Origin of the sequence: Brevibacterium salitolerans (assembly GCF_039531405.1) — a bacterium.
Classification (GTDB): Bacteria; Actinomycetota; Actinomycetes; order Actinomycetales; family Brevibacteriaceae; genus Brevibacterium; species Brevibacterium salitolerans.
Genome location: NZ_BAAAPZ010000008.1, coordinates 12769 through 27955, shown reverse-complemented (window position 1 = coordinate 27955; position 15187 = coordinate 12769). Strand labels below are relative to the sequence as shown.

Genomic DNA, 15187 nt, shown 5'->3' with positions numbered 1-15187 from the left:
ACACACACTACCCACCACCGCGGCCCCGCCGGGCCTCCGACCCATCCCTGACATTCGCGTCAATTCACCGTTGACACATGCGTCAACGCCTCACTACTGTGATCTCCACCACGGCAATGACGCCAAGGAGATCCATGAAATCACTGCTCGCACGCGGGCTCGCAGCATGCGGCTGCCTCGCGCTCACCGCCTGTTCGTCACTGGGCTCCGCCGAGGACCGCCTGAGCGAGCTGCTCATCGCCGTCCCCGGTGACGTCTCGTCCTTCGACCCCGCCACGGGCAACTCCGGGAACGACCACATATTCCTCTACCCCGTCTTCGACACCCTGCTGAGCTTCGATCCGGAGACCACCGAACCCCGCCCTGGCCTCGCCGAATCGTGGGAGTACGAGGACCAGAACACCCTCGTGCTCACCCTCCGGGAGGGCGTCACCTTCCATGACGGGGAGCCGCTGGACGCGGAGGCCGTGAAGGCCAACCTGGACCGCTCGCGCTCCGAGGGCTCCAACCTGCAGTCCGAGCTCGCCTCGATCAGCGCGGTCGAGGCCGTCGACCCGCGCACGGTGCGCGTGGAGCTGGCGGAGCCGGACCTCGCGCTCCCCCTCATCTTCGCCGACCGTGCGGGCATGATGGTCTCCCCCACCTCGCTCGAGGACCCGGACGCGCTCGCATCGGCACCGGTGGGAACGGGCCCCTGGGAGCTCAAGGAGTGGAAGCGCGGCAGCGCGGTGGAGTACGTCGCCAACGACGACTACTGGAACGAGGAGGTCTACGCCTCTCCCCGGATGACCTACCGCGTGCTCACGGATCCCAAGACCCGCGTGGACTCCCTCATCACCAACCAGGTCGACTTCTCCTACCAGGTGGGCCCCGGCGATGCCGAGGGCCTGGCCCTCAACGAGGCGATCACGGTGCAGTCGGATCCCAGCATCCGCGTGCCGCTGATCTATCTGGACCTCTCCGACGAGCTGCTCGCGGACACACGTGTGCGGGAGGCGCTCAACATCGCCGTCGACCGCGAGCAGATGGCCGAGGTGGGGTACTTCGGCTACGCCCGGCCCGCCAGCACGTACTTCCCCGAGGAGCACTGGGCCTCGGTCGAGGGCGAGGAGCAGTATCCGCACGACCCGGAGCGCGCACGCGAACTCATCCGCGAGGCCGGGGCGGAGGGCGCGGAGATCTCCATCCTCCTGCCCAACGATGCGAACACCGTCCGCCGTTCGGAGATCATCCGCTACGCCTACGAGGACATCGGCCTGCAGGTCGACATGCAGCCGCGGGAGCTGGTGCAGTCCACCACCGAGTTCTTCGACGAGAACCGTGCACCCGCACTCCTGTCCGCCTGGACCGGACGGCCGGACCCCGCGCAGACGTATGCGCAGCTCCTCGCCGAGGCCGGCTACTACAACACCGGCGGCGTCGCCACGCCGGGACTCGAGGAGGCGGTCGACAGGTCGCACGAGCAGGACAGCGACGAAGCCCGTGCGGAGGAGCTCAAGGAGGCCGGCCGCGCGGCGTTTAAGAACGCCACCTTCGTCCCGCTGGTCTTCGAGGACACCATCGTCGCCTATGCGAACCAGGTGGAGGGCTATCAGCCCAATCTGCTGGGCAAGCCCAAGTTCACCGACATCAGAGAGGTGGGGTGAGGACCGATGGATCTGCTCGAAGTCGATGACCTCGCAGTGTCCTTCGCGGACCCCAAGGACCCGGACAGCGTCGCGCCCATCGTCAAGGGGGTGAGCTTCGGCATCGCCCCGGGCGAGGTGTTCGGACTGGTGGGTGAGAGCGGCAGCGGCAAGTCCGTCACCGCCCTGTCGATCATGGGGCTGCTCGACCCGCGCACCGCGCGTACGGCCGGCTCCGTGCGGCTGCAGGGCGAGGAGATCCTGCACGGCGGCGGCGTGGACCGTTCGCTGCGCGGCGCGCGCATGTCGATGGTCTTCCAGGAGCCGATGACGGCGCTGGATCCCGTCTTCACGATCGGCAGCCAGCTCGTCGAGACCCTCCGCGCTCACCAGCAGGTCAGTGTGCGCGAGGCGAGGCGGCGTTCGGTCGAGATGCTCGACGCCGTGGGCATCGTGGACCCCGCCGCCCGCTTCCACGCCTATCCGCACGAGCTCTCCGGCGGCATGCGCCAGCGCGTGGTCATCGCCCTCGCCCTCATCTGCGGGCCCGAGCTCCTCATCGCGGACGAACCGACCACCGCGGTGGACGCCACGGTCCAGCTCCAGCTGCTCCGGCTCATCCGCGAGGCCTGCACCGCGACGGGCACGGCCGTCCTCTTCATCACCCACGACCTCGGCGTCGTGAGCCAGCTGTGCGACCGGATGGCCACCATGTACGCCGGCGAGATCGTGGAGACGGGAGCGGTCGGCGAGGTGCTCTCCGCACCCCGGCACCCCTATACGGCGGCGCTGCTGGGAGCGCTGCCGCTGCCCTCCCGGCGCGGGCACCGCCTCATGTCGATCCCCGGCCGCGTCCCGGTGCCGGGGACGGAGCCGTCCGGCTGCTGGTTCGCGGACCGCTGCGCCTTCGTCGCGGACGAGTGCCGCACAGCGCACCCGCCGCTGCAGACCGCGGCCGAGCAGGCGGACGACCGTGCCGCACGCTGCATCCGCGTCGACGCGATCGCCGACGACCTCACCGCACTCGCACACGCCGATTCGCCCGCCGCGGTGGTCGGCGGCCTCGGAAAGGAGTCGCGATGACCCAGGGAGCACACACCTCGCCCACGGCGGAGACAGCGGCCCGCCCCATCTTCTCCGCGCGGAACGTGACCGTGGAGTTCAGGATCAAGCGCAATCACACCGTCACGGCCGTCTCCGGCGTGGACATCGACGTCCCCGCCCGCGCCTCGATCGGGCTCATCGGCGAATCCGGCTCCGGCAAGTCCACGCTCGCCCGCGCCCTGCTGGGCCTCGCCCCGGTCACCGCGGGCGAGATCCTGTGGGAGGGCAAGGACATCCGGAGGCTCTCCGCCGCGGATCGCCGCAGGTTCCGCACCACCGCGCAGATGATCTTCCAGGATCCGCACAGCGCGCTCGACCCGCGCAGGCGCATCCTCTCCAGCGTCATGGAGCCGCTGAAGGTCCTGGGCATCGGCAGCCGTGCGGAGCGGGAGGCCAGGGCGGAGGCCCTGCTCACCCAGGTGGGGCTGCGGATGGACCAGGCGCAGCGATTCCCCCATCAGCTCAGCGGCGGCCAGAAGCAGCGCGCCTGCATCGCCCGGGCGCTCATCGTCGATCCGCAGGTGCTCATCTGCGACGAGTCCGTCGCAGCCCTCGACGTGGCGCTGCAGGCGGAGATCCTCAACCTGCTCGACGACCTCCGTGAGCAGTTCGATCTGGCGCTCGTCTTCATCAGCCACGACCTCTCCGTCGTGGCCCACATCAGCGAGCAGCTCCACGTCATGCACCTGGGGAAGACGGTGGAGACCGGACCCACGGCCGAGGTGACCCGCGCACCCCGGCACAAGTACACCGAGAAGCTGCTCGCCTCCCAGCTCACCGTGGGTGCTTCCGGCCGGGCGCTGAACGGCAGCTCTGCGCACGGCGACGGCTCGCAGGAGGCACGCGCATGAAGTACGCATCCCTCGTCTTCACCCGGGTCGCCTCGACGATCCCCACCCTCGTCCTCGCCACCCTCATCGTCTTCTTCCTCATCCGCCTCATCCCCGGAGATCCCGCGAACGCGATCGCCGGGGAGTACGCCACCCCGGAGCGGCTCGCGGAGATCCGCACGGAGCTCGGCCTCGACCTCTCCCTGCCCATGCAGTACCTGTCCTGGGTGGGAGGCGTCCTCACCGGTGACCTCGGCGTGTCGTTCATGACCGGGCAGGGTGTGGCCGGGCTCATCCTCGAGCGCCTCCCCGTCACCCTGATCCTCACGACCATGGGCCTCGTCGTCGCGGTCCTCATCGGCCTGCCCACCGGCATCATCTCCGCCTCGCGCTCCGGCGGGCGCCTCGACCGGTTCCTCACGACCGCTGCGACGCTGGGGCTCGCCATCCCCAACTTCTGGCTGGGCATGGTCCTCATCCTCGTCTTCAGCGTGGCGCTCGGCTGGCTGCCCGGGCCCGGCGGTCCGCTGTTCACCGCGGACCCGCTGGGTGCGATCCGCGCCGCGATCCTCCCAGCGATCGCCCTGGGCCTGGTGGGCGGCGCGGAGATCTGCAGGCAGGTGCGCAGCGCCATGGTCGAGGACCTCACCAGCGATCACGTGCGCACGCACAAGGCCAAGGGACTCAGCTGGCGTCGCATCCTGTGGGTGCACTCCCTGAAGAACTCGAGCCTCCCCTTCCTCACGATCGTGGGCCTGCAGATCTCCCGCCTGCTGTCCGCCTCGGTCGTCGTCGAGACCGTGTTCGGCCTCTCCGGGCTCGGCACGCTCATCGTCACCTCCACCAACCAGCGCGAGTACCTGATCGTCCAGGGAGTCGTGCTCGTGATGGCGCTGCTGGTGATCTTCACCAACCTCGTCGTCGACATCTTCTACCGTGTGATCGATCCGAGGATCCGCTGATGACCGCTATGACGCATTCCGCACCCACCGCCGGTGCCGCCGCTGACGCCGGCCGGCCCTCCGGCCGTCCCCGCCTCCGGCGGCCGCGCATCGCCCGGGCCGCCAGCATCGTGATCCTGCTCGCGGCGCTCGTACTGCTGCTCGCCGGCCGCTGGCTCACTCCCTACGATCCGGACGCGCAGGATCTCACCACCGTCTTCGCCGGTCCCAGCTGGGAGCACTGGCTGGGCACGGACGACCTCGGCAGGGACGTCCTCTCCCGGATGATCGCCGGCGGACAGGCCACCATCGCCGCCTCGCTCTTCGCCGTCGTCGTGGCGCTGGGGCTGGGTCTGCCGGTGGGAATCGCCGCCGGCTATCTGGGCGGCTGGGTCGACACCTGCCTCATGCGGGTGGTCGACGCCCTCCTCGCCTTCCCCGCCATCGTCCTGGCGATCGGGGTGACCGCGTCCATGGGGATCGGGCTGTTCAACGCCATGCTCGCGGTGGGCGTGGTGCTCTCGCCGGCCATCGCGCGGCTGGCGCGTGCCCAGACGCTGAGCGTGAAGACCATGACCTATGTGGAGGCTGCCCGCTCGTTCGGCGCCCGGGGTCTCCGTGGGATCATCCTCCCCCACATCGTGCCCAACATGATCCAGCCGGTCATCGTGCAGACCTCGATCGTCTTCGGACTCGCGATGCTCGCGGAGGCCAGCCTGAGCTTCCTGCAGCTGGGTGTGCAGGCGCCCGGCTCCTCCTGGGGCGCGGTCCTCTCCCGCGCCTACTCCTTCATGAGCCAGGCGCCGCTGGCGATCCTGGTCCCCGGCATCGCGATCGCACTCATGGTGTTCGCCGCGAACATCATGGCCGACGAGTTCCAGGAGTGGTTGGACCCCAAACGGCGCAAGTGAGCGCGTACCGGCGGCGCACCTGACCGTGCGGAGGCCGCTCCCGGGCTCCGTGCCCACACCCCGGGAACGGGCTCCGCTGCCCATGGCTGCGGACCCGCACCCGGGCATACGGGGTCACCGTGGATCTGCCCGCGGCCGGCGCAGACTGCGCCGTCAGTCCGCCTGCGTGTCCGGCTCGGCCTGCGTCGTCAGGCCCGGCTCCGTCTGCGCGGTCAGCGCGCCCTCGGGCAGCGCGGGAGCATAGCCGATGATCGCGAGGTAGAGCCGCGTCGCCTGGTCGATGACGTGCTCGCGCGTGCTCGGGTCCCGGCGGATGGCGCGGGCGGAGTCGAGGAGGACCGGCCGCATGACCGCGGCGGCGTACTCGACGGTGACCTTGGGCTCTGCGAGCCCCTGCGCGATCAGCCGGTGGATGTGGCCGCGCGTCCTGTGCGCGGGACGCTCGACGGACTCCTCGTAGATCTCCTTCACACGGGCGTCGTGCTCCGCCCGGCCGGCGATCTCCTCCACGAGCTCGAGGCTCTCGACGTAGACGCCGATGAAGGCTTCAGTCGAGGCCCGGGACAGCAGGACCGGATCGTCGGCCGTGGGACCCGTGTGGTGGTGCGCCTCGAGGAGCTCCTCCCGGAGCTGCTCCGCGACCTCGCGGAACGCCTCGGCCTTGGTGGCGAAGTAGACGTAGAAGCTGGGTCTGGACACGCCTGCGGCCGCGGCGATCTCCCCGATCGTCGCGGCGGCGAACCCCCGCTGCGAGAAGACCGCCCGTGCGCCTTGGAGCAGGGCGGTCTTCGTCGCGGAGTCCTGGTCACGTCGCAGGTCCCGGGCAGTCGCCCAGTCCGCGTCGCTCATCTGGCTGCGGGCCATCGCGGGTCCCCCTGTCCGGTCGGCAGTCGTGCCGCAGGGAGGACCGTCCGGCGGCCCGCTCCGTCGTCCGGAGCGAGGCCGCCGCCCGCGGCCGGCCCGTGCTCAGCCGCGCGTGCCCTCCGCGAACTCCCTGCGGAGCTTGTACTTCTCGATCTTATTCGTGGGGGTGCGCGGAATGTCTGCGACGATCCGGATGTGGCGGGGACGCATGTAGCGGGGCATCGTCTCCTCCGCGTGCGCACGCAGGTCCTCCTCCCTCACCGCAGTACCCTCGGCCGGCACCACGTAGGCCACGATGTCGTCCTCGTCCCCCTCCTCGCCGGGAACGGCGAAGACGGCGGACATCTGCACGGCAGGATGCGTGTTGAGCAGGTCCTCCACCTGGAACGAGGACAGGTTCTCGCCCTTCACCCGGATGCGGTCTCCCAGCCTGTCGATGAAGCGGAACGAGCCGTCCTCCTCCCGGAGGGCCGAGTCGCCCGTGTGGAACCAGCCGCCGCGCCAGGCGTGGGCGGTGGCATCCGGCTTGCCGATGTACTCGAGCATCATGAGGTCCGGGATCCTGGGCCGCACGGCCAGCTCGCCCGGCTGCCCCGGTGCGCACGGCTTCTCGAAGGAGTCGAGGACCTCCACCTCGCAGAAGGCCGCCGGATAGCCCATGGCGCCCTTCACCGTGACCTGCGCTCCGTCGACCACCGTGGTGCCCCGGCGTGCGCAGTCGGCGAGGATGTCCGCCCTGCGCTTTCCCCTGAGCAGGTGTTCCGGCGTGCCCGTGCCGGGAGGGCACTCGTCCAGGAGCAGCTTGAGCGGCGCGCCGGATTCGGTCTGACCGAACCCGGCGGACACGAAGTCGATGCCGAACCTGCGCGCGACCTCCGTGTGATGGAGCGGAAGCGGCTGCATGTGCACCTTGGACAGGGTGTTCTCCCGGTCCGTCTCACTGGGAGGCGCTTTCATGAGCCAGGGCACCATGACGTCGAGGAGGATCGCGGAGGTCGCCCCGCGCAGGGCGATCCTGTCCCAGAACTCCGAGGCGGAGAAGCGGTTCCACAGCGCCGTCTCGCAGCCGGCCCAGACCGCCTTGCCGAAGTTCGCGAACGCACCGCCCACGTGGTACATCGGCAGGTCGTTGTACACGACGTCGTCCTCGTCGAGGTTGCCGCGCATGCCGAAGGTGTACTGGTTGACCCACAGGTGCGGCTGCAGGACGCCCTTGGCGGGACCGGTGGTGCCCGAGGTGTAGACGATGTTCGCCGGATCCCCGGGGCCCACCGTCACCGCAGGCCGGGGCAGGTCCGCGGTGAGGCTGCTCCACGGCACCCGCGGCGCGCCGGTGCTTCCGGACGGCTCAGCAGAGCCCTGGGCGTCCGGGCCGGCCGTGCCCGAGGCGGCGGTCGCCGAGGCGTGTTCCCTCAGGCCGCCCGCAGTGCCCTCGTGGCCCAGCACCGCGGCCCCGAGGCCGGGCTCCTCGAGCTCCGCCCACACCTCGTCGATGCGCCCGACGAGGTCCTCATCGGTGATGACGAGCCGCGGACCGGTGTCGTTCAGCTGGTAGGACAGCAGCCGCCCCCGGTAGGAGAAGTTCACGGGGCAGTAGATCGCGCCCGCCTTCCAGCAGGCGAAGACGGTCTGCGCGGCCAGGACGCTGTGGGTGGTGAATACGGACACCCGGTCGCCCTTGCGGATCCCGAGTGCGGCGAGGCTGCCTGCCATCCTGTCCGTGTCACGAGCGAACTGCCGGTACGTCACCTCCTCCCCCGCCTCCCCGTCGTAGATGCACACGGCCTCCGGACGACGCTCCGCCCAGTGGTCGAGCCGGTCCAGCAGGGTCACCCCATCGGCTGTGAGGAGCTCGAAGATCTCCTCTCCTCCCGTGGCCGTGCCTCCACCGGCGCAGGTTCCGCCGGCACTGCTTCCGCCGGCGCCGTCTCCAGCGGTCTGTTCCTCAGCCGTCATCGCGGTACTCCTTCGTCCACATCGTGTTCCTCCTGTACTGCTGCGCGAGTCCGTTCACGCGCGTCTGCGGCCCTGCCGCGGCGTTGCCTCGTACCCCGAGCCTCAGGGACGCACACCGAACGACGGCGGTCCGGCGAGCCTGGGCAGCACCCGGTAGGCGTCCTCGGCCCATTCGCACAGCCGTCTGCGGGTGGTGCGGGGATCGATGATGTCCTGCACGCTGAACGTCTCCGCGGTGCGGAACCGCGAGGACACCTTCTCCAGCTCCGCCGTGATCTCCGCCAGCCGCGCGGCAGGGTCCTCACTGGCGGCGAGCTCTGCGCGGAAGGCGGCCTCGATGCCGCCCTGCGGCGGGAGCGAGCCCCAGTCCCCGGAGGGCCACGCCCAGCTCCGGACCGCGCGATGCCGGTTGACGATGCCGGCGCCGCCCACGCCGTAGACGCGGCGCAGGATGATCTCCGCCTGCGGGATCCGGGCCTGGTACACGGCCGTGATCGCACGGGCTCCCGCACGGATCGTGGCGTCCCGCTCCGCCTTGGAGCCGATGGTCATCCCGGCCTGGTCCGTGAGGCTCACGAGCGGCAGGTGGAAGGTCTCGCAGAGGTCCACCAGCCGCTCCACCGCCTGTGCGCCCTCGCGGGACAGGGTGGCGCCTCGGGAGGGGTCCGCGGTGATGACGCCCACCGGCCGGCCGCCCAGGCGGGCGAGCGCGGTGAAGGTGCCGTCGCCGTACTCCGCGAAGCGGAACACGGAGCCGCGGTCGAACACCGCCTCGAGGATGGGGCCGATCTCGTAGATCCGCCGGGGGTTGCGCGGCACGGCGGAGACCAGAGACTGTTCCGCCCGCTCGAGCGGATCCGCGCAGTCGACGACGGGCGGGAGCTCGTCCACGGAGGACGGCAGGTAGGAGAGGAAGTCGCGCACCACACGGCAGGCGGTCTCCTCGTCCGGGACGAACCGCTCCACCGTGCCGTTCCCCCGGTGCACGGCCTCACCGCCCAGGCCCTCCTTGCTCAGGTCCTCGCCGGTGGCCGCCTTCACCACCGGGGGGCCTGCGGTGAAGAGCTGCCCGAGTCCGCTCACCATCACACCGAAGTGGGACATGACGAAGCGCGCCGCTCCGAGGCCCACCGTGGGGCCTGCACACACGGAGACGACGGGCACGCGGGAGAGGTTGTCCACCACCGCATCCCAGCCGGGATTCACGGGCAGGTACATCGCGCCCGCCTCCAGCACCTTCTTCACGCTGCCGCCGCCGCTGGCCCCGTCCAGCACGCGGACGACCGGCACCCGCATCTCCCCGGCGAGCTCCTCCGCGAAGATCTGCTTCTCATGCACAGCTGCGTCGCCGGACCCGCCGCGGATCGTGAAGTCGTCGATCCCCAGGATCGCCCTGCGCCCGTCCAGCCGGGCCGTGCCGGTGAGGTGGTTGGACGGCTTCACCCCCACGAGGTTGCCCTCCGCGTCATACTCGCTGAAACCTGCGAGCGGGCCGATCTCGTCATAGCTGCCCTCGTCGGCCAGCATCGCGATCCGCTCCAGTGCCGTGAGCCTGCCCTCCGCGTGCTGGCGGGCGATCTTCTCCGGCCCGCCCAGCTGCGCGGCGAAGGTGTGCCGGCGGCGCAGCTCCTCGAGCTCGTCCGCCCAGTCGTCGTCACCGGAGGCACCGGCTCCGGCATCAGCGCCGGCAGCGGGCTCCCCGGGCGCTCCGGTTCCGGAGAGGCCGCCCGCGGCACCTTCTCCGGCCTCGGGCCCCGCTGCACCGGCCGCCTGTGCACCGGTCACCTCTGCGCCGTTCGCCGAGGCAGGCGCGCCCGCCGCCCCCGCGTCCTCCCGGGCTCGGCCGTAGGCCAGCAGCTGGCCGGCCTCCACCATGTCGCCCACGGACACCAGCACGCGGTCGATCACGAGGCCCGGCGGTGCGGACACCGGGTGCTCCATCTTCATCGCCTCGACGACGGCCGCGGGAGCACCCGCAGGGGCCGCCTCGCCCTCCTCCAGCGAGAGCGCCGCGACGACCCCGGAGAGTCCCGCGGTGATCCGCTCCGCTCCTGCGGGCACCTCCACAGCCGCGGCACCCCCGGGACCGCCGGCGCCGCCGGACGGGACCCCTGCCTCACCCGGCGCATCCGCCCCGGTCTCCGCACCGGCGGCGCCCTCCCCCGGATCCTCCGCATCCGCAGGGAGCGTGTGCGCGAGGAGCCGCGGGAGCGCGCTGTCGAGGTAGCCGGTGTGCGTGCGTCCGGCGAGGAACTCCTGGTCGGTGAGCACTGCGTGGAGGAGCGCGCGGTTGGTGGTGAGCGGCCGGAGCGAGAGGTCGCACAGGGCCTCGGCCGTCACAGCGGCCGCACCGGCGAAGGTGGGCGAGTGCCCGATCACCTTGGCGGCCAGCGAATCGAACCGGGGGCTGACGGCGCAGCGGCCCGCGAGCGCGGTGTCCACGCGCACATACCGGCCGGCGGGCAGGCGCAGGTCGTCGATCCGGCCCGCTGCGGGAAGCACCTCGCCCGAGGCGTCGATCGTCTCCGCGTTCACCCGCGCCTGGATCGCGTACCCCTGCGCACGCGGCGGCCGGTCCAGTCCGACCGCCGCGAGGTCCTCTCCGGCGGCGATCCGCAGCTGTGCGGCGACGAGGTCCGCGCCGGTGATCTCCTCCGTGACGGTGTGCTCCACCTGCAGGCGGGGGTTCACCTCCATGAAGCAGAAGTCCTCACCGGAGACCAGGAACTCCACCGTCGCCAGCGAGGTGAGGGAGACGGCGCGGGCCAGCCGCAGCGCCGCGTCGAGGATGCGCTGCCGCAGCTCCGGCGGCAGGGAGGGGCTCGGGGAGATCTCCACGATCTTCTGGTTGCGCCGCTGCACGGAGCAGTCCCGCTCCCACAGGTGCTGGACCTCCCGGCCGTCGCCCACCACCTGCACCTCGATGTGGCGGGGCGCCTCCACGAGCTTCTCGACGAACACGGCAGCCGAGCCGAAGAACTGCGCGGCCTCCCGGGCGCAGGCCTCCATCGCCCCTGCCAGCTCGGCCGGCTCCGTGACCCTCCGCAGGCCGCGACCGCCGCCTCCGGACGCGGCCTTGACCATCACCGGCCCGTGGAGCCGGCAGAACTCCTCCGCCTCCTCCACGGTGGGCGACAGGCCGGTCGCCGGCACCACCGGCACACCCGAGCGCTGGGCGAGCTCGCGGGCGGCCGCCTTGTCGCCGAACACCTCGAGGGTCTCCGGCGACGGGCCCGCGAAGACCAGTCCGGCCTGCGCGCAGGCTCGGGCGAGCGCCGCGCTCTCGGAGAGGAAGCCGTACCCGGGGTGGATGCAGCGGGCACCGGTCCGCCGCGCCGCGTCGATGATCGCGGGCACGTCCAGATACGCCGCAGGCCCTGTCCCTTCGAGGAGGACCACCTCGTCGGCATGGCGGCAGTGGAGCTGGTCGTCCTCGGTGCCGACGGCGACGGCCGTCCACCCGAGCGCGTGCACGGCGTCGATGATCCGTACGGCGACCTCGCCGCGGTTGGCAATGAGGACAGTGGACATCGGTGCTCCATCGCTGTATTGACATCTGTGTCAATGTGAAGTGAAGCACGCCGGGTCAGTGGTGTCAACGGCAGGAGGCGACGCCGGTGCCGCCGCGAGGGCACACCCCGCGTGCGTGCTCAGCCGCCCGCATACACGTGGGCGGGAGCCCCCGTCCCCGGGGTGTGCCCTGGCCGCGCAGCGACCAGAACCCGTGAAAAGGGCCCACCGCCCGCATATCCTTGGGTGGCCGAGCACGTGCGCGGGCCCCCAGCGCTCAGCCGTCCCCGTCGCGGCAGGAGACGAGCCCTGCCGCGCGCGTAACGCTCCTGAAACACCCCCATGTATAAGGTGACCGCCATGTCTGAAACTTCATCCGCGTCCGTGCGCGACCTCTCGCGCGCCGTCGCACCGTCCACACACTTCGCCGACCAGCTCGACGCCGCGACCGCCGCCGCGCTGAAGACCGAGCGCCACCCCGGCTCCGCGTTCGCGGGCGCGAGCGAGGACCTGCACACCCGCCTCGAGGCGCACATCGAGAGCGTGCGCGCGGAGATGGTCGACCTCATGCTGGACCTCGCCGCGCACCCGGAGGTCGCCTTCGAGGAGCACCGCTCCAGCCAGGCGATCGTGGACCTGCTCGCCCGGCACGGGATCACCGCGCAGAAGGGCGTGCACGGCGTCGAGACCGCCATCCGCGCGGAGCTCCCCGCGCCGGAGAGCGCCGGGGCGGACGCCCCCACCCTCGCGGTGCTCTCCGAGTACGACGCCCTGCCCGTGGTGGGCCACGGCTGCGGCCACAACGTCATCGCCGTGATGGGCCTCGGCGGCTTCCTGGGCCTGGCCAAGCTGGCCGAGGAGGACCCGGCCGCCGTGCCCGCGCGCATCGTCTACCTGGGCACGCCGGCGGAGGAGGGCCACAGCGGCAAGGAGGTCATGGCGCGGGCCGGAGCGTTCGACGGCCTCGACGCCGCCGTCATGGCCCACGGCTACGGCTACGACCTCGCCGATCAGCTGTGGCTGGGCCGCCGCACCCTCACGGTGGAGTTCCACGGCCACACGGCCCACGCCTCGGCGCAGCCCTTCATGGGACGCAACGCCCTGGACGCGGCCTCGCTCATGTATCAGGGCGTGGGGCTGCTCCGCCAGCAGGTGCCGCCCTCGGACCGGATCCACGCCGTCCTCACCTCCGGCGGCGACCGCGCCAGCGTCATCCCGGACTACGCACGCGTGGAGATGTACGTGCGCTCCCCGGAGCCCGCCACTCTGCGCGATCTGTCGTCACGCGTCCACCGCATCGCGCAGGGCGCGGCGCTCATGACGGACTGCGGTGTGACCATCAGCTGGGACAACCACCCGCCCTCCCTGTCCGTGCGCACCAACGAGGCGCTGACCGGCCGCTGGGTGGAGGCCCAGCGGCGCCGCGGCCGCGACCCGCTGCCCCGCGGAGTGGTCTCGGAGACGCTCGCGGCCTCCACGGACTTCGGCAATGTGAGCTTCCGGCTGCCGGGCATGCACCCGCTCATCAGGATCAGTGACGCCGAGGTCGCCCTTCACACCCGCGAGTTCGCCGAGGCCGCGACCTCCGAGCTTGCGAAATCGGCGGCGGCGGACGGCGCCTACGGGCTCGCCGCCACGCTCCTGGACGTGGCCCACGACCCGGAGCTCGCCCGCGCAGTCGCGGACGAATTCGAGGCCGCCGGAGGCGCCATCGACGTCGAGACCTACTTCGACTGACCTGCCCCTCACCTCGCTCATCCTCAGCGGAGATCCCCACGCCGCCCGCACCCGAGCGGCATCTCCCTCACAACCCAACGGAGACCCCATGGACAAACCGACCCTGGACCCCAAGGTCCGGATCACCCGCATGGACAAGCTGCTCAACGGCGTCGAGCGCGTGGGCAACAAGCTGCCCGAGCCGTTCATGCTGTTCCTCCTCCTCTTCCTCATCACCGGCATCGTGTCCACCGCGATGGCCTGGGCGAACGTGGTCGTGGAGGTGCCCGGCAGCGACGAGCCCACCGTCATCAAGGGCCTGTTCACGGCGGAGGGCCTCACCTGGCTCACCACCAGCCTCGGCGAGAACTACATCGGCTTCCCGCCGCTGCTCACCGTCATGCCCATCCTCCTGGCGATCGGCATCGCGCAGCACTCCGGCATGCTCGCAGCCGCCGTGCGCAAGCTGTTCGGCTCCTCCCCCAAGTGGCTGCTGCCGTACGTGGTGGGCTTCGTGGGCGTCGTCGCCTCGATCATGGCCGACTCCGCCTTCGTGGTGATCCCGCCGCTGGCCGCACTGGTGTTCAAGGCGGCGGGCCGCCACCCCGTCGCGGGCCTGCTGGGCGGCTTCGCGGCCGCCGGTGCCGGCTACTCGACGAACATCTTCCCCACCAGCCTGGACGCGCTCTTCGCCGGCATCACCAATTCCGTCATGGAGTCGCTGCCGGGCATCGACGCCACGCTCGTCAACCCCGTCTCCAACTGGTGGTTCAACATCGCCTCATCCCTGGTGCTGGGCTTCGTCGCCGGCTTCATCATCGACAAGGTGATCGAGCCCCGGATGTTCCGCCAGGGCATCCCGATCGACGAGGTCGCCGTCGAGGGCGACACCGGCACGGACGCCGAGCAGATGCGCGCCAAGCTCACCCCCGCGGAGAACAAGGGCCTGCTCATCGCCGTCCTCAGCGCCGTGGTGCTCACCGCGCTGGTCCTCTGGGCGACGCTCATCCCCACCTCGCCGTGGCGCAACGAGGAGGGCGGCTTCCTGCCCGCCTCCCCGCTGCTGAGCTCGATCGTCTTCCTCGTCTTCATCTACTTCGTGGTCGTCGGGATCGCCTACGGCGCGGTGGTGGGCACCATCCGCTCCACCCGTGACGCCGTGGGGATGATGAGCGACGCGCTCAAGGAGATGCTGCCGTTCATCGTGCTGGCGTTCATCCTGGGCCAGTTCATCGCCCTGTTCAACTGGTCCGGGATCGGCTCCTGGATCGCCGTCACGGGTGCGAACGGCCTGCAGAGCATCGGCCTGACGGGCTTCGCCGCGCTGGTGGGCTTCATCATCCTGGCCAGCTTCCTCAACCTGTTCATCATCTCCGGCTCCGGCATGTGGACGATCATGGCCGCGGTGTTCGTGCCCATGTTCGCGCTGCTGGGATACGAGCCCGCCGCCACCCAGGCGGCGTTCCGCGTGGGCGATTCGGCCACCCAGGTCATCACTCCCATGAACCCCTACATGGTGGTGCTGCTGGGCATGCTGCGGAAGTACGAACCGCAGGCGGGCCTCGGCTCGCTCATCGCCCGCATGCTGCCGTTCGTCATCCCGTTCTGGCTGGTGTGGACCGTCATCCTGGCCGTGTTCTTCTTCGCGGACCTGCCGCTGGGCCCGGGACAGGACTTCTACCTGGCCGACTGAGCCTCGCGGCGGGCTGCGGCCTCGGTACCACCTTCGT

10 protein-coding genes are annotated in these 15187 nt (G+C 71.0%); 7 read left to right on the top strand and 3 right to left on the bottom strand.

Annotated features, from left to right (window positions below; all coding sequences use genetic code 11):
- The first annotated feature begins 134 nt into the window (after positions 1–134).
- From ABD240_RS10070 to ABD240_RS10050, 5 genes are read left to right on the top strand one after another with little or no spacing between them, the layout of a single operon-like run.
- A complete protein-coding gene (locus ABD240_RS10070) occupies positions 135–1646 on the top strand; it encodes an ABC transporter substrate-binding protein (protein WP_344337055.1) in 1512 nt (503 codons plus the stop codon).
- Positions 1647–1652: 6 nt separating this feature from the next.
- Positions 1653–2708, top strand: coding sequence for an ABC transporter ATP-binding protein (locus tag ABD240_RS10065; RefSeq protein WP_291792940.1), 1056 nt, complete (start codon positions 1653–1655; stop codon positions 2706–2708).
- Positions 2705–3580, top strand: coding sequence for an ABC transporter ATP-binding protein (locus tag ABD240_RS10060; protein WP_344337054.1), 876 nt, complete (start codon positions 2705–2707; stop codon positions 3578–3580). Before ABD240_RS10065 ends, ABD240_RS10060 begins: the two co-directional genes overlap by 4 nt.
- Entirely contained in the window at positions 3577–4521 is a 945-nt protein-coding gene (locus tag ABD240_RS10055; protein ID WP_344337053.1) for an ABC transporter permease, read from the top strand. The genes ABD240_RS10060 and ABD240_RS10055 overlap by 4 nt, the downstream gene beginning before the upstream one ends.
- On the top strand, positions 4521–5411 hold the full coding sequence (locus ABD240_RS10050) for an ABC transporter permease (protein ID WP_291792950.1): 891 nt from the start codon (positions 4521–4523) through the stop codon (positions 5409–5411). Before ABD240_RS10055 ends, ABD240_RS10050 begins: the two co-directional genes overlap by 1 nt.
- Positions 5412–5564: 153 nt before the next feature.
- Here the strand turns inward: ABD240_RS10050 and ABD240_RS10045 are convergent, their stop codons facing one another.
- The 3 genes from ABD240_RS10045 to ABD240_RS10035 all read right to left on the bottom strand — a co-directional run bounded on the left by ABD240_RS10045 (position 5565) and on the right by ABD240_RS10035 (position 11762).
- Positions 5565–6275, bottom strand: a complete 711-nt coding sequence (locus ABD240_RS10045) for a TetR/AcrR family transcriptional regulator (RefSeq protein ID WP_291792953.1) — start codon at positions 6273–6275, stop codon at positions 5565–5567.
- Between the two features lie 102 nt (positions 6276–6377).
- Positions 6378–8231 (bottom strand): class I adenylate-forming enzyme family protein, encoded by a 1854-nt coding sequence (locus ABD240_RS10040; protein WP_344337052.1) that lies wholly within the window; start codon positions 8229–8231, stop codon positions 6378–6380.
- A 102-nt stretch (positions 8232–8333) separates the two neighbouring features.
- Positions 8334–11762 carry a carboxyl transferase domain-containing protein gene (locus tag ABD240_RS10035; protein WP_344337051.1) on the bottom strand — a complete coding sequence of 1143 codons (3429 nt, stop codon included), beginning with the start codon at positions 11760–11762 and terminating at the stop codon, positions 8334–8336.
- Between the two features lie 339 nt (positions 11763–12101).
- Here ABD240_RS10035 and ABD240_RS10030 point away from each other — a divergent pair, with 339 nt between their 5' ends.
- Positions 12102–13478, top strand: coding sequence for a M20 family metallopeptidase (locus tag ABD240_RS10030; RefSeq protein ID WP_291792962.1), 1377 nt, complete (start codon positions 12102–12104; stop codon positions 13476–13478).
- Positions 13479–13566: 88 nt separating this feature from the next.
- Positions 13567–15150: an AbgT family transporter gene (locus ABD240_RS10025; RefSeq protein WP_344337050.1), complete on the top strand. Its 1584-nt coding sequence runs from the start codon at positions 13567–13569 to the stop codon at positions 15148–15150.
- Positions 15151–15187 lie beyond the last annotated feature (37 nt).

Coding starts and splice junctions, on each gene's coding strand:
- ABD240_RS10070 (WP_344337055.1), top strand. CDS start 135: ATGAAATCACTGCTCGCACGCGGGCTCGCAGCATGCGGCTGCCTCGCG.
- ABD240_RS10065 (WP_291792940.1), top strand. CDS start 1,653: ATGGATCTGCTCGAAGTCGATGACCTCGCAGTGTCCTTCGCGGACCCC.
- ABD240_RS10060 (WP_344337054.1), top strand. CDS start 2,705: ATGACCCAGGGAGCACACACCTCGCCCACGGCGGAGACAGCGGCCCGC.
- ABD240_RS10055 (WP_344337053.1), top strand. CDS start 3,577: ATGAAGTACGCATCCCTCGTCTTCACCCGGGTCGCCTCGACGATCCCC.
- ABD240_RS10050 (WP_291792950.1), top strand. CDS start 4,521: ATGACCGCTATGACGCATTCCGCACCCACCGCCGGTGCCGCCGCTGAC.
- ABD240_RS10045 (WP_291792953.1), bottom strand. CDS start 6,275: ATGGCCCGCAGCCAGATGAGCGACGCGGACTGGGCGACTGCCCGGGAC.
- ABD240_RS10040 (WP_344337052.1), bottom strand. CDS start 8,231: ATGACGGCTGAGGAACAGACCGCTGGAGACGGCGCCGGCGGAAGCAGT.
- ABD240_RS10035 (WP_344337051.1), bottom strand. CDS start 11,762: ATGTCCACTGTCCTCATTGCCAACCGCGGCGAGGTCGCCGTACGGATC.
- ABD240_RS10030 (WP_291792962.1), top strand. CDS start 12,102: ATGTCTGAAACTTCATCCGCGTCCGTGCGCGACCTCTCGCGCGCCGTC.
- ABD240_RS10025 (WP_344337050.1), top strand. CDS start 13,567: ATGGACAAACCGACCCTGGACCCCAAGGTCCGGATCACCCGCATGGAC.